The sequence below is a fragment of the Mesorhizobium sp. WSM4845 genome (assembly GCF_055811455.1).
The window spans coordinates 107191-124420 of sequence record NZ_JBVVQA010000016.1; the positions used below are offsets into that span (position 1 = coordinate 107191).

Here is a 17230-nt window from a genome sequence, read left to right on the forward strand (position 1 = left end):
GAAAATGGAACACACCCACAACAATGTCGATGCCGCGAAGCTTGACGCGCTGGTCGCACGCGCATTCGGGGATCTTTCGGCCGGCTACGGCGGCGTGATGATCAGCCTCGGCCACCGGCTCGGCCTGTACAAGGCCATGGCCGGGGCCGGCCCGCTAAGCGCGCGTGAGCTTGCCACCCGCGCCGACTGCGCTGAACGCTACGTGCGCGAGTGGCTTAACGCACAGGTTGCCGGCGGCTATGTGGCCTACCACCCGGTCAGCGACACTTATGAGTTGACGCCGGAGCAGGCGATGGTCCTCGCAGACGAGGACAGCCCCGCCTTCTTTCCCAACGCCTGGGCCGTCCCCGCATCGATGTGGGCCGACGAGAACAAGGCCGTGGAGGCATTCCGCACCGGCAACGGCATACCCTGGGGCGATCATGACGGACGGCTCGCCTGCGGGGTCGCGGGTTTCTACCGCAACGCCTACAAGGCAAGCCTGGTCCCCGAATGGCTGCCGGCCCTCGACGGGGTCGTCGACAAGCTCAAGGCAGGCGCCCTGGTGGCCGATATCGGTTGCGGGCACGGCCATTCGACGGTGCTGATGGCGGGGGCCTTTCCGGCCTCGCAGTTCCGCGGTTTCGACACGCACCAGCAATCTCTGGCAGAAGCTCGGACGGTTGCTGCCGAGGCGGGGGCTTCGCAGCGGGCGACCTTCGCGGCGGCGCGGGCCGACAACTATCCCGGCAAGGGCTACGACCTGATCTGCTTCTTCGATGCGCTGCACGACATGGGCGATCCGCTGGGCGCGGCGGAGCATGCGGCCAAGGCGCTTGCGCCCGACGGCGCCGTGATGCTGGTCGAGCCCTTCGCCAATGACCGGGTCGAAGACAACATCTCGCCGATAGCCAGATTGTACTACGCGGCCTCCACGACGATCTGTTGTGCGCACGCAATCTCAGAAGGCGGCCATCTGGTGCTCGGCGCGCAGGCCGGCGAGAAGCGGCTGGCAGATGTGTTCCGCAAAGCCGGCTTCAGCCGCTTCCGCCGCGCTTTCGCGACGCCGTTCAACTTAATCCTCGAGGCGCGGCTCTGATCCGCGGATCTGCGTCATCTGGTGGCGACCGCACTCGCATGGATGGACCCGGATGTCATCCGGCTCCCGATCCGGCGACCAATCGCAACCTACAAAGGATAGGACCATGAGCAGTTTCGAAAACGCGAACAAGGCCGCGATGCAAGCACCTTTGTGACTCGACGCGAAACATCATGGTTGCTGTGCTTGGCCGAACAGCCGCAGGACGTTCGGCCAATTGACGGCTCCAATGAACACATCCACGTAGTCTGCCGCCTTCGCGCCGAAATCGATGTGGTAGGAGTGCTCGTACATATCGAGAGCCAGAATCGGGACACCGCCGGCTATGGTCGTGGTATGATCGGCGGCCCAGGCGTTTACCAGCTTGCGGTCCCGCTGCGAATAGGTGAGCAGCACCCAGCCCGAACCGCCACCCTGTGCCCGGCCCATGGCGGAAAACTCCGCCCGCCAGCGATCGAAGGATTCGAAATCGCGGGCCAAGGCCTCCAGCAGGATCTGGTCCGGGCCGCTTTCTTCGCCCAGCCCATCAAAGAACACCTCGTGCAGGATCATCGAGTTCCGCGCTACCAGTTCCTCCCGCTTAAGGCCGTTGATGAAAAAACCGGGTGCAGTCTTCCAATCGAGTTCCGAAAGCCCGCCCTGTCGGCCGCAAAGGCCCTCCTGATCTGCCTGCTTGTGCTCGCAGTGCTGGGCATGCGCTCGCCCGTTCCAGACTTTGCCGTGCCGGATTCGGCTGTCGCCGCCGCGCATGACCATCACGGCCATTCGCATGAGGACGGGGACGAGCCGACGGCTTCCGGCCATGATCACGATAGGTTTCACGTTGGCGACCACAGGCACGACATGCCCGCGGCTGCGGAATTGCACAGGCTGAGACTGGTCCCGCCGGGCGACTCGAATAACAGCCCTGCCGAGACGAGGCTTGCTTCCCGCCCTAGCGCCCCTGGCGACCGACCTCCCAGAGATGCTTCGAAGACTTGATCCGACCCCCTTCCGACAACCTGAAATCAATCACGGACTGATCACATGACACTGTTTCCGCCTGTCCGCCTGCGTCTTTAGGGTCGGCCCAATGATCTTGGCCAGTTTGCCTTTGTTGCCTGGCGATAGGGGCCGGGAGGTCGCAAGCAAATATCTAGATGCCGACATTTTATCTATCGACACACGCTCGCGTTTCATGGCGGCAGCGAGCGCATCAAATGAGGAACCGGCATAATGCTTAGCCTGGAGAATTGCCGTGGAGCCGCCTTTTGATTGTCGTCCGTCCATGCCTCCGTCAGGCCCCGGACCGAATGCCTCAAAGCGCATCTTGAGTTCAAGGCCGACGAGATCGCGCACCATGTCTTCAAAATCAGCGTGAGCCAGACTTGAAAAGTCATAGGTCATATTTTTGCCCCGTCTGCAGGGGGAAACTCACACTCCCAATTCATGACGTTGCCGTAACCATGCCGTCGTAATGTTGCGGGGCAAGCGCCTGAATCATTTCCAGCAAGTAGGTGACGTTCTTCTGACTCTCCTGAACGAGTCCAGGCTCAAAGCCTTGGCCGGTGAAATGTGATAAATCGTTGGCGTATTTGTAGATGGCCGTTTTTTTGTTCTCGTCGAACTTCACCGCAGACAACTTCGCGTAGAGGCTGTTGTTGCCGGGTACGAAAAAGTCCAGGAATGTCTCCAGCACTTTCCGGGTCACATTTGGAATGTGATAGCACCCTGCAATCGTTCCATCGCCTTTGAAGGTGGCGAGTGTCTTGAACAGGAAATGGTATTCTGTGGGGTGGTCAATGAGGGCCTTATCCAAGCCGACAATTGTCGAGTGGCGTCCAGCTGCATCTATTCGGCAAACAAGCATGTACAGCTGATTTTTCTTCCTCGTAGCGGGGTCGTTCTGCAGCCAGTTTATGAGCAATCGCAGGAACGAAAAATTGTGAGTCAGGAGGAATACCTGCTTCGCATCCCTCACTGCGTTTTTGAGAAATGCGAACGCCTGATAAACTGAGTTTGAGTCCAGACTCGATACAGGATCATCGATAACGACGACCCCATCCGACAGTTTGAAGTCCTGGTCTTTCAGCTGGACGATGAAATAGATGAATGCAATCGCCGTCCGCTCGCCCTCACTCAGGCGTTTCGCATTTTTCCCATTACGGTGGACGCGGTAGCCATCATCCCCTGAATTGAAGACGAGTTCGCTGCGACCGAGAAAAGTTTGCAGCATCTGGGTCAGCTGTTCGCCCGCCTTATGCGCGTTGGAGATTTGCGCCTTTTTCTCCGCGATTGATGCCTGCAGGGTCGTCCTGCGATGGGTTGCCAATTGTTCATCGGAAAGGGTGCTGGTAGCGGAAAGGTTTGCGAAAGCGCTTTCAGCGTTGTTTTTGCGATATGTGCGCTGAGTGGTGCCACTCGTCGCTTCGCTGACAGTGCTCGCTATCTGCGAAAATATCTTTCCTCGGCCTGTTTCGTGAGACTTGATGCGAGCCTCGGCGGCTGTAATTGCGGAGTTCCTTTTTGCGACTTCCACTTCGTCGGCAGCCAAGGCCTCTGCAACGGCCTTGTTCTCCTCGCCTATGACGAGGATGGGTTTGAGATTGCCGTCTAGTTGGCCGATGTTGGATTGTACAAAATCGGCGTTGAAAACGCGAACCTTCCTGGCTGCGGCCATGCCGTGCGCAAGTTCTCCCGTTTCCGATTCAATCTTGAATTCGAGCGAGGGGTATTCCTCATGGAGGCCCGTTATGAGGCAATCGAAAAGACGGGAAAGGGTGGTTTTGCCTGAGCCGTTTTCGCCGTACAAGACGTTGAAGCGCTCAAACGCGGGCAGCTTGGCATCCCAGGTTAATCTGAGAAAACTCCTAGGTCCTTGATCCGGTTGATTTTTAAGAGCACGCTCCCCCCAACTCTCTGATTATTCTTGTGCCTCGCCAAGCGTCTTCTTCAACAAGCCAGTTCGACCGCGTGATTACTTATCACCGATTCCCATACTGTTGCCAGCGGCTCAGCAAAACGGCGCTGGCATTCACGCTCAGGGGGCCCAGACTGGTGCGGTTCAAGAAGAAGGTCGCGCGGGTGCTGCCGGTCAAGGGTTGCCATGACTTGGTTGCATATAAATCAGCGAATAACGGTCGAGCCAAACGCTGCTAGTCGTCGCGCTCTAGCTCGTCAGCCGGCTTGCCTCGTGTGTCCGCTTCTGGAATTCGCCGGTAGTCGGCTCGACGACTGGTAAGGGGCGCGTTGCCGACCGTCAGAGTCGGGGCCGAAGCGAACGTTGGAACCGAGGCGTGCAAGTCATGAATCCAAGGTATAGCTTCACACAGACCTGCTTCTTGTGGAAATCTAAAACTTCGTTGCACCACTAGGTTTGGAATGTGACACCGGGCGCCGCACTCTCCTTTGGTTCGTTTACGCTGGTGCCGGCCGAGCGCCTGCTTATGCGGGGCGACGAAAGGCTGAGGATTGGCAGCCGCGCTTTGGATATCCTCATCGTCCTGGTGTTGCGCGCCGGAGAGATCGTTTCCAAAGACGAGCTCGTCTCCCAGGTCTGGCGAAACATGTTCGTCGAGGAAAACAACCTGCGCGTCCACATCACGTCGCTGCGCAAGATTCTCGGCGAGGGCCCCGAGGCGCAGCAATATATCTCGAACGTTCCAAATCGCGGCTACAGCTTCGTGGCGCCGGTCACGCGCAAGGAGTCGCCGACGCGGGCCGATGGCCAGCAACCCACGATAGCCCGACTGCCGCTACCCCGGCTGGCCAACCGCATCATCGGGAGAGAGGCGGTTCTCGATCAGCTTGAGGGGCAGCTGCCCGAGCAAAGGCTGCTCACCCTCGTCGGTCCGGGAGGCATTGGAAAGACGACAGTAGCGCTCGCTCTTGCTCAACGCCTGGATGATGGTTATTCGGACGGCACGGCGTTCGTCGATTTCTCCGGGATTGCCAATGGAGCGCTGATCACCGAGCTGATCGCCACCGCAGCGGGTTTAGTGCTCGCCTCGACCGATCCGCTCGCTGAGCTGGCGAACAAGCTTAGTCATCGCTCGATGCTGCTCGTCCTCGACTGCTGCGAGCACCTCATCAACGAAGTCGCGGCGATCGCCGAGGAACTGATCACCAGGACGCGGCACGTGACGATCCTGGCGACCAGCAGGGAGCCGCTTCGGGTCGCGCCCGAATGGGTTCTGCGCTTGCCGCCGCTGGACTGCCCGGGACCGGACGAGAAGCTGGATGCGGCAAGGGCATTGGATTTTGCTGCGGTCCAGCTGTTCGTCGAGCGCGCTTCGGCAAGCCTTGGAGGTTATTCTTTGAGCGACGCCGACGCCCCGGTGGTGGCCGATATCTGCCGCCGCCTCGATGGCATCGTGCTCGCTATCGAACTGGCTGCGGGGCGCGTTGATACGTTCGGCATTGCCGGCGTTGCGGAATCGCTGCGGTCTAATTTCGACATCCTGACGCGTGGACGACGCACGGCTCTGCCACGCCACCAGACGCTTCGCGCGACGATGGAGTGGAGCTTTTCCCTGCTTTCCCCGGCACAGCAGGCCGCTCTCGCGCAGCTTTCGGTGTTCAATCAGGATTTTACGCTGGCGGCGGCGCGCGCAGTGGTGTCGGGTGAAAGTGGCGGCGACGTCGAAGAGTGCATCATCGACCTTGCCGCGAAGTCGCTCGTGGTCGTTGATCGCAATGCCTATCCGGTGCGCTATCGCCTGCTTGACATGACTCGCGCCTACGCAGCCGAGAAATTTTCGGTCGCCGTGTCGCGGGAAGACGCTTCGCGCCGCCACGCAGTCCACTATCGGAGCCTGCTCGAATGTGCCGCGCCGCATGAGCAGGACGCCGGCTGGGTGGACGGCTTCGCCCGCGACGTCGGCAATCTCAGGGCTGCGCTCGACTGGTGCTTCTCGCCGGGCGGCGACGCGGCGGCCGGCGTTGCAATGACAGTCGCGGCAATTCCGCTGTGGTACCATCTTTCGCTGGTCGACGAATGCCTGTTGCGGGTAAGGCAAGCGCTGGATTGGCTCGAACGACAGCCCGACGCCGATCAGCAAAGCCTGATGCGGCTTCATGCGGCCCTTGGCTTTCCGCACATGCGCGCGATTTCAGGACGGCCCGGGGGCGCGCAAGCCTGGACGCGCTCATTCGAGATCGCCCAGAGGGTCGATGATGTCGACTTCCAGCTGCGCGCGCTTTGGGCGCTGTGGGTCGATCGGACAAACGGCGGCGAACCTCGAGCGGCGCTCGAAAGGGCCGAGGCGTTCTGCGCGCTGTCTGAGCGTTCGGCAGAGGTCTCGGACCAGTTGATCGGCGAGAGGATGAAGGCAAGGGCACTGCATCTGCTGGGCGATCAGCCAGCCGCGGAAAGCCATGTTCGGCGCATGCTGGATGCCTATCGCCCGCCGTCGAACGGATCGCATCTGGCGCGATTTCAATACGATCAACGCATCACCGCCCGCATTACTCTGGCGCGTCTGCTGTGGCTGCGCGGCAAAACAGAAGCGGCCCTGCGTGAGATCGACGATATGGTCAGCGCCGCTCTTGCCGCGGGCCACAATCTCACATTGTGCCACGCCCTGTCGGACGCCGCCTGTCCGGTGTCGCTGATGGCCGGTGACCTCGCACGCGCCGAGCGCTATACGGACATGCTGCATCGGCGCACGCACGACCACGCGCTCGACGTTTGGCATGCCTATGCCGAATGTTTCGAGGGCGATATCCTGATTCGAACCGGAGACGCCGCAACGGGCGTCACACTCGTCGGCGAAGCTCTCGACCGGCTGGATCGTGCGGGATTCTATCTTTACCACACTGTCTTCCAATCGATACTCGCCTCCGGGCTGGCGAGGATTGGCCAGGAGCTGGAAGCCGTGGCGCTGCTCGACAACGCTCTGGCGCGCTGCAGGTCGAGTGGCGAGGCTTGGTACTGCCCGGAACTGCTGCACCAGAAAGGCAAGATACTTGCCGAACAGGCCTCGCGCCCGACTGAGGCCCGGCTGCTCCTCCAGCGCGCGATCGAAATGGCGCGAGATCAAGGCGCGTTGGCTCTGGAGGCGCGTTCGGTGGCCAGTCTGGTAACGCTAAACAAGCTGGTTAGCGCCGTTTAGCAACGATTAACTGGTTCACGCCGCTCCACTGCGCAACTGTCTCGTCATCGAACGAAGCGCGCAGAGGGAAAGAGCGATGACTTCAACCCGCAGTACATCCTTACGTCAAGCGGTCGTCGCCGGTCTGGCCGGCACTGCACTGTTCGCCGTCCTGATCACCTCGACGACGGCCAACCCGACCACCTCGGCAGAACCCAGCCAGACTGGGTTCTGCGACGCCGCCTGCGTGGAGACGAAAACGTTCGACGTCGACGGCGTCGCCTACGCCTACCGGACGCTCGGGACGCCGTCCGGAACGCCTCTGGTTCTCCTCAACCGCTTTCGCGGGACGATGGACGAATGGGACCCGGCATTCCTCGATCATGTCGCGGCAAGCCGATACGTCGTCATATTCGACAATATCGGCGTGGCCCGCTCCGGCGGCGAGGCCCCTCTCCGCATGGCCGATTGGGCGAGGAACGCCGGCGCCTTCATCGACGGCCTGGGTTTCAAGCAGGTCGATCTGCTGGGCTTCTCCTTCGGCGGCCTCGTCGCGCAGGAACTGACGCTCCAGCGGCCCGACCTCGTGCGCAGGCTGGTCATCGCCGGTAGCGGCGCGGGCTATGTCGAGGGCGCAAACCTGAATCCCATGGCAATTGAGGTCGCCACCAAGCCGACAAACACAGACGACGACTTCCTCTTCCTCTTTTTCAAGGACACGCAAACCAGCCAGGCGGCCGGACGTGCGCACCTCGCTCGGCTACGGGAGCGCAAGGATTCATTTGCGAGGCTAGTGAGCGAAAAAACCTGGAAGGCGATGCTTGCCGCCGCAGGGGATCTAGGGACGCCGGAAACATCGCTTCTCAATCGTGTCGGGCGATCCGCCAGCCGGTGCTGGTGGCGAACGGGAACGAAGACGTCATGATCCCGACGCTCCAGTCTTACGCCCTGGCGCAGGCGATCCCGAACGCGCGGCTGATCGTCTACCCGGACTCCGGCCACGCCTTCCTGTTCCAGTACCCGCGCGAGTTCGGCGACGAGGTCATTCGCTTCCTCGGCGAGGAGTCACAGCCGTGAGCGCCACCCTGCATCCGATCCAACTCACCCGCCGCGAGATGCTCGCAGCAGGCATCACCGCCGGAGCGGCGACCCTTCTGCCGGCATACGCTGCGCAGGCGATTTCCGCTGAATCCACCACTCAACCCAGCGAAGGACGACAGAACATGGGCTTCATCACCACGAAGGGCGGCACCGAGATTTTCTATAAGGACTGGGGTTCGAAGGACGCACAGCCGATCGTCTTCCATCACGGCTGGCCGCTCAGCGCCGACGACTGGGACAACCAGATGCTGTTCTTCCTGCACAACCGCTACCGGGTCATCGCGCATGATCGCCGCGGCCACGGCCGCTCAACACAGTCTGACACCGGCAACGAGATGGACACCTACGCGGCCGACGTTGCCGAACTGGCCGAGGCGCTCGACCTGAAGAATGCCGTCCATATCGGCCATTCGACCGGCGGCGGCGAGGTCGCGCATTACGTAGCTCGCGCAAAACCGGGTCGCGTCGCCAAAGCGGTGCTGATAGGCGCAGTGCCGCCGATCATGGTGAAATCCGCCAAGAACCCGGGCGGCCTACCGATCGAGGTGTTCGACGGGTTTCGCGCGGCGCTGGTCGCGAACCGGGCGCAATTCTACTACGACGTGCCCTCCGGTCCCTTCTACGGTTTCAACCGGCCGGGCGCGAAGGTTTCGCAGGGCATCATCGACAATTGGTGGCGGCAGGGCATGATGGGCGGCGCCAAAGCGCACTACGATTGCATCAAGGCGTTCTCGGAAACCGACTTCACCGACGACCTGGAGAAGATCGATGTTCCGGTGCTCGTCATGCACGGCGACGACGATCAGATCGTGCCGTACGCCGACTCCGCTCCGCTGTCCGCCAAGCTTCTCAGGAACGCAACGCTGAAGACCTATGCCGGTCTTCCGCATGGCCTGTGCACGACGCATCCCGACATCGTCAACGCGGACCTGCTCGCCTTCATCAAGAGCTGACCGCAAGCGAAAGAGGAGACTTGCCATGACCTCGACTAGGACCGCTATGGCGGAGGAATATCTGGAGCGCGCGGACGGCCCAAGGATCTTCGTGCGCCGGAGTCGAGTGATTGTCAGGGGGCCGAGATGACGTCCACGGGCGCGCCGCTTCGCATAGCCGTCATGCTCAGTCGGTCCTCGGAAGCCGGCAACGTCGGGCTCGAGCAGTTCCTGGGGGTCTACTACGCGCTTCAGGATGCGGGCGCCGAGGTGCTTGTAGCGTCGATGTGCGGCGGCTACCCCTGGCCCACGCGTTTCACGCGACTGGGAGCGGAAGCCGACGAGCTTGCAAGGCGGTTCCAGGCCGACCGCCGCGCCCGTGACGATCTCGCCAACACGCTCAGATTCGGCGAGCTGTTCGAGGAGGATTTTCACGGCGGTTTCTGCGTCGGCGAGCCGGGCGCGCTCTGGCGCGACGCTGATCGCAACTCGGCCGCGGCGCTGATCGCTCAGTTCCTACAGGCAGGCAAGCCGATCGCCGTTCTACCGAGCCTGCTGGATATCCTCCCTAAGGGCGCGGGAGATGGCCTGCTCATCCTCGGCGACGGGGCCTGGCCGCCGTCTGCCGCCGTCGCTGCGCTGTTGGCTGCAGCCACCAGACAATTCGAGATCAGGAGATTGGGCCATGAGACTTGATCGACGCACCTTCCTTGCCGGCGCCGCCGGGTTTGTCGGCTGCTCTTCAGTGCGGCCATGGCGCGCCATGGCCGCCTCGCCCCACCGCTTCCGCCACGGTTCCTTCAACATCACGGTGCTGAGCGACGGCCATTTTATGCTGCCGGCGGAGGTCGTCGCACCGGACGCGATGCCTGCCGAATGGGTCGACATCGAGAAACGGCTTGGCGGGAGCAGCGGCGCCATCGATGCGAAATGCAACGTTCCGCTGATCCGGACCGAGAAGGACCTGATCCTCTTCGACCTTGGAACCGACGACCCACAAGGACCGGCTGAACCAGGACATCCTGGATTTCATCAAAGGGTGAGGCTCCCGGCGAGGCCCTCTAGCCTGACACTACATGGCGTAGGAGAGCGCGATGCCCAATGCGCATACAATCAATTTGTCTCGCCGCGGCTTCGGCCTGTGCTGCCTAGCCTCGGCTATTTTCGCCGAGGCGGGAGGTTGGCTGGCGCCGAGACAGTTCATCATGAATCCCGCCTTCTTCACCAGGCTTGCTTACGCGGGCGTATGACCAGCCGGGCGAGGGCACTGCAGCTCTTCAGTTAAACTTTAAAACCGCTGCCTCTGCAGCCATGCGCACTGGAGCCGATCATGGGAAAATTAGACGGAAAAATCGCTCTCGTTACCGGCGGAAATAGCGGTATCGGCTTAGCAAGTGCAAAGCGCTTTATGGAGGAGGGCGCGTACGTGTTCATAACGGGACGGCGCCAGCCCGAGCTGGATAAAGCCGTCGCGTCGTTAGGTGACAACGTCACTGGCGTTCGCAGCGATGTTTCCAGTGCTCAGGACCTCGACCGACTGTATGAGACCGTCACGACCCAGAAGGGCCGCATCGACATCCTCTTCGCAAATGCCGGGCTTGGCGAGTTCATGCCGCTGGGCGAGATTACCGAGACGCATTTCGACACAACCTTCGGCGTCAATGTTAAAGGCACGCTTTTTACCGTCCAGAAGGCATTGCCGCTGATGCAGGGCGGTGGCTCGATTATTTTAACCGGTTCCACTACTGGAAGCCACGGATCCCCTGCTTTCAGCGTCTACGGCGCGAGCAAAGCAGCGATTCGCAGCTTCGCCCGGAGCTGGATTCTCGATCTGAAAGGTTCCGGGATCCGGGTGAACGTCCTGTCGCCGGGCGCCACTTCGACGCCGGGTTTGCACGGCTTAACGCCTGATCTCGAACAAGATCGTCAGATGACGGAGTTTTTAATCGCCCAGACTCCTCTGGGACGCATGGGACGTCCGGACGAAATCGCAGCAGCGGCGCTTTTCTTGGCGTCGGAAGAAAGCAGCTTTGTAAATGGCGTCGAATTCTTTGTCGACGGCGGTATGGCGCAAGTATGAGCGTCCAAGATGCGGGCCCGGCTATTATTTTAACTGGTACTACACAAGGTAATGGACATGACCGAAAGCCCGACTTTGTGCTCCGAGCAGCCAGATCTTCTGCTCAAGAACCCAGATAGTAATTGGGCATCTATGGGTGGCCACCGACGACGCGCCGGTGAAAGTCTATCTGTCCAGCGTGTCTGGAGAGCGTAAGCGCCGGGTTGATGCGCCCGCACGCCAAAATCAACCCCGATACCCAGTGCCGAAGAGAACTTTCGTTCAGCAGGAGAAACTCATGACAAATCTTTCGCGCAGAGCCTTTGCCTTCGCAATCCCCGCGGTCCCAGTTGCACTAGGCTCCGCTTTGGCCGCCAGCGTGAATACCGCGAAAGCGCGGACTGCCGATCCCAAAACGCTCGTCCCCTCAGCACAAATCAAGATCGGCCGCTTCACCGTAACCGCGCTGGTGGACGGCTTTGCCGATATGCCCTTCGGCTATTTCCCCGGGAGCACGCCCGAACAAGTTGAGGAACGAGCGCAGGCGATATCGGCGGCCAAGCCCGGAGGCATCCGCTTCGTGTTTAACCAGTATCTCGTCGATGACGGCGAGCGCCTGATCCTGATCGACACCGGTCCCGCCGGCGCGATGGGCAAAACGGGACAGCTCCCTGGTGCGCTCGACACAATGGGAATCACGAGAGAAGATATTGGGGCGGTCATCGTCACGCATATGCATGTCGATCACCTGGGCGGCCTGGTGGCCGGTGGAACCCGGAACTTCCCGAATTCTGACGTGTACGTCGATCGCCGTGACGTCGCGTACTGGACTGATCCCGCGAAGAGAATTTCAGCTCCGGAGTTCCTGAAACCCAGCTTCGATGCATCTTTGGAACTGGTCCGCCTCTATCCAAACCTGCAGGCAATGGATGGCGAACGTCAGATCACACCGGGCGTCTCGATCATCGACCTGACCGGCCACACGCCCGGACACATCGGAGTCCGCATCGAGGATGGCGGACAAAGTCTGCTGATGGTTTCGGACATGCTCTTCCCGGTTGTCCATCCCTCGAATCCGGAGGTCGGCTTCCTGTTCGAGCAGGACCGACCGGCCGCGCAGATCATGCGCGAACGATTTTTCCCGCGTGCGGCCGAGGAAAAAGCCCTGGTCGCAGCCACCCACATGCCTTTCCCAGGCTTGGGACGGATCGTGGCCGACGGTGGAAAGATGCGTTGGATACCAGCCGAGTGGGCTTATCAAGAATGAGCCCGACCGCCTGCTTTGGAGCACATCATGCCGCACCAAGCTCACCAAAGGTGCGGTGACCTACGTCAAGGAGCCGACGGCGGCGATTGGCGAAGGCGAAGTGCTGCTGTGCTGCGCAGTCCCCGCCCAAGAAACCGACGGGGAAACCGGATCCAACTCGAACTCTGATAGTCGTCATTGATGCGTCTGACACAGGAGTATCTTCCGCCTTTTCGATGTTCATCATCGTCCAGACCGGAGCATCTTATCGGGGACGAAAGGGACAGCCTTTCAAAACCAAATCAAGGATATAGACATGTCCCGCATTCCCACGCCCGCCACAATCAACGATGCACCGGAAGCGTCCCGCCCTGTGCTTGAAGCCGTCCAGAAGCAGATCGGCTCCGTGCCGAACATCTTTCGCCTGGTGTCGAACAGCCCCGCCGCTCTGAACGGCCTGACGGCGCTGCAGGGCGCTCTCGGCAAGGGAAAGCTGGCTCCGGCCACCCGCGAGCGGATCGCCCTGCCATGGCCGAGGCCAATGGTTGCGATTACTGCCTGTCCGCGCATACCTATACCGGCGCAAAATTCGCCAGGCTGGACGAGAGCGAAATCGAAGCAAACCGCCGCGGCACCTCGAACGATCCAAAGGCCGCCGCCGCTGTCGAATTCGGCCGCGCCCTTGTCGACGCGCGCGGCTCGGTGGCGCCGGACGAAATCGAAAAGGTCCGCGCCGCCGGTTACGGCGATGCCGAAATTCTCGAGATCATCGCGCATGTCGCGCTGAACACCTTCCCCAACTACGTCAACGAAGCTCTGGGCACGAAATCGATTTTCCACGTATCGATCGCCTTGCCGCATGACCAACGAAGGGTGGTCGTTTCCTGCGACCACCCTCCCATCCTTTCAGCGCCACACAAACGAGGAACTTATCAATGTCCCGTCCGCCGCTTCCCCCTTTCAATGAACAGTCCGCCATCGAGAAGGTCCGCCTTGCCGAAGATGGCTGGAACAGCCGCGATGCCGCCAAAGTGGCGCTTGCCTATACAGTCGACACGCGCTGGCGCAATCGCGCCGAATTCGCAACCAACCGTGCCGAGGCTGAGGCCTTCCTGACGCGCAAATGGAACCGCGAGCTCGATTATCGCCTGATCAAGGAGCTTTGGGCCTTTCAGGGTGACCGCATCGCCGTTCGCTATGCCTATGAATACCACGACGACAGCGGTCAGTGGTTTCGTGCCTACGGCAACGAGAACTGGGAGTTCGCCGAAGACGGGCTAATGCGCGCGCGCCATGCCAGCATCAACGAGCATCCGATCACGGAAGCGGACCGCAAGTTCCGCTGGCCGCTCGGCCGCCGACCGAACGATCACCCAGGCTTGAGCGACTTCGACTTTTAAGCGAGACCCGGATCAAGGAGGTCACCGCCATGGCGGGCTTCAAGCTCGATGCGAAGGCACGGCTGTCGATCGAGCTCGCGCTTACCGCCGGGCGCGATGATCCCATTTTTGCCCGGCAGCAGGAGAAAGACGCGAAGGCACGGCGCGCGACGTCAAAGAGATCCCTGCTCGCCAATGGCGCGTGGAACATCCACGGGGAAGTGGTTCTGGCCAGTCTTTCCAGGCAAACCCGTGAGGGGACAATCACTGGTGATTGAGCACGATTCAGGCAGACGCCCATGCTCGTTCGAAACGGCAATCTTGAGGACCAATTATGACTGACGAATGGCCTCCACTTCAACCGGTTCTCACTGGTGTACGCGGTTTGTGCCCCCGTTGCGGGAAAGGGCATCTTTTCAACGGGTTCCTGACGCTTAAGCCTAAATGCGAAGTGTGCGATCTCGACTACTCGTTTGCAGATCCCGCTGATGGTCCCGCGTTCTTCGTAATCTGCTTTGCATGTGTGCCGAGCGTTCTTCTTGGCGTATGGCAGCAGGTCGCTTTTGAGACACCGTACTGGGTCCATCTGCTGACCACGCTGCCCTTCATGCTCATCACTTGCATCCCCCCGCTTCGGCCTCTCAAAGGTTGGCTCATCGCGAGCCAGTATTTCTACAAGGCTGAGGAAGGCGAGATCGACCGCGATTACGTGAGGCCTCGGCACGCTTCGTCCGGCGACGGTGAGGAAATCACACCTCCTCCCGTACCGACCTCTGGCGACGACTCATAAAGATCCGTTGGACACCAGCCGAGTGGGCTCATCCGGACATAGGAGCACGCGCGTCATCGTTGACGATACCGTTCGCGGTTTCACCAACAATCGTACAACGATCAAATGCGTTAAGCGCCAAACCTGTGGCCACGCCTCCCGATCCAAGGACCGCTTCGGTGTCGAGAACTGCACCTTTAACTGGACGGGCTCGAAGGTCCGAAAGTGGCGCAACCACGACCTCCACAGTGGCCGCTGGCGATGTCGGCTTTCAGGCGCTGGCAAAGGCGACTTCGCCGGCCGACATGCGGCGCAAAGACCGGAATGTCGGGCTTCTAAAGCCGATGGCAGAAAGCGGATACGCTGTGGCGGCATTTGAGGGCACGTTCCTGCTCTTGATTATTGCCAGTTAATTGTGCGCGCAAATCGGGAAAATGGAAGGGCCGGAGGCAGGAGCACGGCCTCAGGCCGAGGCGCTAATCAAGCGGGTCGGCAATTATCGCGAAAAGCTCAATACGGCCTGCAGCGAAACTAAAGAAGTAGTCGCGCGTTGGACGCGGATAACGCTATTTCGTCTCTGGAGTATGGTTTAGGTCAGAGTGGTCAAGCCAACGTCGCGTAAGGCAATCAATGGGTCGAGCGCTAGTCAAGCGAAGTCGCCCGCTCGTGACGAGGTCACTTTAGCGCCGCCCGCTTTCCGGCCGGTCCAGCTCGCAACGCTCGTGGACACGGTCCCTGCCGGCGATCGTTGGATCCATGAGATGAAATACGACGGCTATCGTATTCTCGTTGCCGTCGGCGGTGGCGAGGCGCGAGCCTACACACGATCTGGTCTGGACTGGTCTAGCCGTTTTCCCTCGATCCTCTCCGAGGCTCGCAAGCTCAAGGTGCGCTCCGCCCTGATTGACGGCGAGGCCGTGGTTGTCGATGCGGAAGGAAGATCTAACTTCCAGGCGCTTCAGAATGCATTGAAGGGTGCCCCGGCGACTATCGACTTTTATGCGTTCGATCTGCTGCAGCTCGACGGCGAAGATCTGACAAGGCTTCCTCTTCTTGAGCGCAAGGCGAAGCTGGAGGCGATCTTGCCTGCGAAAAATCCGGTCCTTCGTTACTCCGACCATATCCTCGGCCGCGGAGAAGAGCTGCTCGATCGCTTCTGCGCAGCCGGCCTTGAGGGCGTCATCTCAAAGCTCGCGGATTCGAGTTATGTGGCGGCCCGCGGCGCAAGCTGGCTGAAGATCAAATGCATCAGGCGGCAGGAATTTGTGATTGTCGGCTGGACGCCGTCCGACAAGGTCCGCGCGTTTCGGTCCTTGATCCTTGGCGTTCATGACGGCGGCAAGCTGCGTTACGCCGGGAAAGTCGGCACCGGCTTCGATACCGCTGAACTTCTTCGTCTCTTGATGATCATGGCGCCGCTTGAGCAGAAGGCCGCGACCGTCGACGCACCACGCGCCGAAGTGCGCGGCGCACACTGGCTCCGTCCGAAACTGGTCGCTGAGATTGCCTTCACCGAAATGACAAATGAAGGGACGTTACGACATCCGAGCTATCTTGGTCTCCGCGAAGACAAGAAGCCGGAGGCGGTCGTGCTCGAGACGGAACGTCATGCAGCCGATCTCGCCGCGTCTGCGATAACCGGCATCGCGATAAGTAACCGTGACCGCGTCATCTATCCGGAGTCCAACATTACCAAGGGACAGCTCGCCGACCATTACGCAGCGGTCGCGGCGATCATGCTTCCTTGGGTTGGCAGCCGGCCGATCAGTCTGGTTCGATGCCCACAGGGCCGCGCGAAGAAGTGTTTCTTCCAAAAACACGACGCCGGCAGCTTTGGCGACAAAGTCCACCATGTCGGCATCACGGAGAAGGACGGGCACGAGGAACCATATCTCTATGTCGACGATGCCGACGGACTGATGACTTGCGTCCAGATGGGAACGATTGAGCTGCATGGATGGGGGGCTCGGATCGAGGATGTCGAAAAGGCCGACCGCCTCGTGTTCGACCTCGACCCCGATGAAGGCCTCGATTTTGAGGCCGTCCGCGCCGCTGCCTTTCAGTTCCGCGCTATCCTTAAATCGCTGGGGCTTAAGACTTTCCCGATGCTGACGGGAGGCAAAGGAGTGCACGTCATCGCGCCCCTCACCCCTGGCGCCGAGTGGCCAGAGGTGAAGGACTTCGCGTCTCGCCTGGCGCAGGCGGTCGCCCAGAGCGATCCGGCCCATTTCACGGCCGTGTTGTCAAAGGCGCGCCGCAAGGGTCGCATCTTTGTGGACTATCTACGCAATCAGCGCGGGGCGACCGCGATCATGCCCTACAGCGCAAGATCACGTCCGGGCGCCCCTGTCGCGGCACCGATTACGTGGGCAGAGATGAAGACAATAGATGCGCCCTCTCATTTCCACGTGGGCGATGCTCCTGAATTAAAGAAACGCGCAGCCTCCAAAGCTCTGGCGGGATGGGGTCGCGCTGACCAATCCTTGCCCAATCTGTAGCGTCCGACGCGGGAAGAGGCCGTAAAGCCGGGATTTAAAGGGCAACGCGGCGCTCATGGCCTTGCCTGATTGGAACCTGCGGAGATCGGCCTCGTTT

17 protein-coding genes and 1 pseudogene are annotated in these 17230 nt (G+C 60.7%); 15 read left to right on the plus strand and 3 right to left on the minus strand.

Annotation, left to right across the window (positions count from 1 at the left end; genetic code table 11):
- Nucleotides 1-4: 4 nt before the first annotated feature.
- Nucleotides 5-1078 (plus strand): class I SAM-dependent methyltransferase, encoded by a 1074-nt coding sequence (locus AC0L2C_RS19230; protein WP_473524133.1) that lies wholly within the window; start codon nt 5-7, stop codon nt 1076-1078.
- A 171-nt stretch (nt 1079-1249) separates the two neighbouring features.
- On the opposite strand, the gene AC0L2C_RS19235 is transcribed toward AC0L2C_RS19230, so the two are convergent.
- The 3 genes from AC0L2C_RS19235 to AC0L2C_RS19245 all read right to left on the minus strand — a co-directional run bounded on the left by AC0L2C_RS19235 (nt 1250) and on the right by AC0L2C_RS19245 (nt 3896).
- Nucleotides 1250-1888, minus strand: coding sequence for a superoxide dismutase (locus tag AC0L2C_RS19235; RefSeq protein WP_473524134.1), 639 nt, complete (start codon nt 1886-1888; stop codon nt 1250-1252).
- 201 nt (nt 1889-2089) lie between these two features.
- A complete protein-coding gene (locus AC0L2C_RS19240; RefSeq protein ID WP_473524135.1) occupies nt 2090-2464 on the minus strand; it encodes a hypothetical protein in 375 nt (124 codons plus the stop codon).
- A 40-nt stretch (nt 2465-2504) separates the two neighbouring features.
- Nucleotides 2505-3896, minus strand: a complete 1392-nt coding sequence (locus AC0L2C_RS19245) for an AAA family ATPase (protein WP_473524169.1) — start codon at nt 3894-3896, stop codon at nt 2505-2507.
- Between the two features lie 544 nt (nt 3897-4440).
- Here AC0L2C_RS19245 and AC0L2C_RS19250 point away from each other — a divergent pair.
- The 14 genes and pseudogenes from AC0L2C_RS19250 to ligD all read left to right on the plus strand — a co-directional run bounded on the left by AC0L2C_RS19250 (nt 4441) and on the right by ligD (nt 17133).
- Nucleotides 4441-7170: an ATP-binding protein gene (locus AC0L2C_RS19250; RefSeq protein ID WP_473524136.1), complete on the plus strand. Its 2730-nt coding sequence runs from the start codon at nt 4441-4443 to the stop codon at nt 7168-7170.
- Nucleotides 7171-7246: 76 nt separating this feature from the next.
- Nucleotides 7247-8074, plus strand: coding sequence for an alpha/beta fold hydrolase (locus AC0L2C_RS19255; RefSeq protein ID WP_473524137.1), 828 nt, complete (start codon nt 7247-7249; stop codon nt 8072-8074).
- On the plus strand, nt 8029-8226 hold the full coding sequence (locus AC0L2C_RS19260; RefSeq protein WP_473524170.1) for an alpha/beta fold hydrolase: 198 nt from the start codon (nt 8029-8031) through the stop codon (nt 8224-8226). Before AC0L2C_RS19255 ends, AC0L2C_RS19260 begins: the two co-directional genes overlap by 46 nt.
- Nucleotides 8227-8372: 146 nt before the next feature.
- Nucleotides 8373-9203: an alpha/beta fold hydrolase gene (locus tag AC0L2C_RS19265; protein WP_473524171.1), complete on the plus strand. Its 831-nt coding sequence runs from the start codon at nt 8373-8375 to the stop codon at nt 9201-9203.
- A gap of 126 nt (nt 9204-9329) precedes the next feature.
- Nucleotides 9330-9878: a type 1 glutamine amidotransferase family protein gene (locus tag AC0L2C_RS19270; protein WP_287174911.1), complete on the plus strand. Its 549-nt coding sequence runs from the start codon at nt 9330-9332 to the stop codon at nt 9876-9878.
- Nucleotides 9868-10467: a hypothetical protein gene (locus AC0L2C_RS19275; protein WP_473524138.1), complete on the plus strand. Its 600-nt coding sequence runs from the start codon at nt 9868-9870 to the stop codon at nt 10465-10467. Before AC0L2C_RS19270 ends, AC0L2C_RS19275 begins: the two co-directional genes overlap by 11 nt.
- Before the next feature lie 45 nt (nt 10468-10512).
- Nucleotides 10513-11262: an SDR family NAD(P)-dependent oxidoreductase gene (locus tag AC0L2C_RS19280; protein ID WP_473524139.1), complete on the plus strand. Its 750-nt coding sequence runs from the start codon at nt 10513-10515 to the stop codon at nt 11260-11262.
- A gap of 277 nt (nt 11263-11539) precedes the next feature.
- Entirely contained in the window at nt 11540-12508 is a 969-nt protein-coding gene (locus AC0L2C_RS19285) for an MBL fold metallo-hydrolase (protein ID WP_473524140.1), read from the plus strand.
- A 295-nt stretch (nt 12509-12803) separates the two neighbouring features.
- Nucleotides 12804-13350: pseudogene (locus tag AC0L2C_RS19290) on the plus strand (carboxymuconolactone decarboxylase family protein).
- 72 nt (nt 13351-13422) lie between these two features.
- Nucleotides 13423-13887, plus strand: coding sequence for a nuclear transport factor 2 family protein (locus AC0L2C_RS19295; RefSeq protein ID WP_473524141.1), 465 nt, complete (start codon nt 13423-13425; stop codon nt 13885-13887).
- A 29-nt stretch (nt 13888-13916) separates the two neighbouring features.
- A complete protein-coding gene (locus tag AC0L2C_RS19300) occupies nt 13917-14144 on the plus strand; it encodes a hypothetical protein (RefSeq protein ID WP_473524142.1) in 228 nt (75 codons plus the stop codon).
- 56 nt (nt 14145-14200) lie between these two features.
- Entirely contained in the window at nt 14201-14656 is a 456-nt protein-coding gene (locus tag AC0L2C_RS19305; protein WP_473524143.1) for a DUF983 domain-containing protein, read from the plus strand.
- A gap of 227 nt (nt 14657-14883) precedes the next feature.
- A complete protein-coding gene (locus AC0L2C_RS19310) occupies nt 14884-15048 on the plus strand; it encodes a hypothetical protein (protein ID WP_473524144.1) in 165 nt (54 codons plus the stop codon).
- Between the two features lie 186 nt (nt 15049-15234).
- Nucleotides 15235-17133, plus strand: a complete 1899-nt coding sequence (gene ligD / locus AC0L2C_RS19315; protein WP_473524145.1) for a DNA ligase D — start codon at nt 15235-15237, stop codon at nt 17131-17133.
- Nucleotides 17134-17230: the final 97 nt, after the last annotated feature.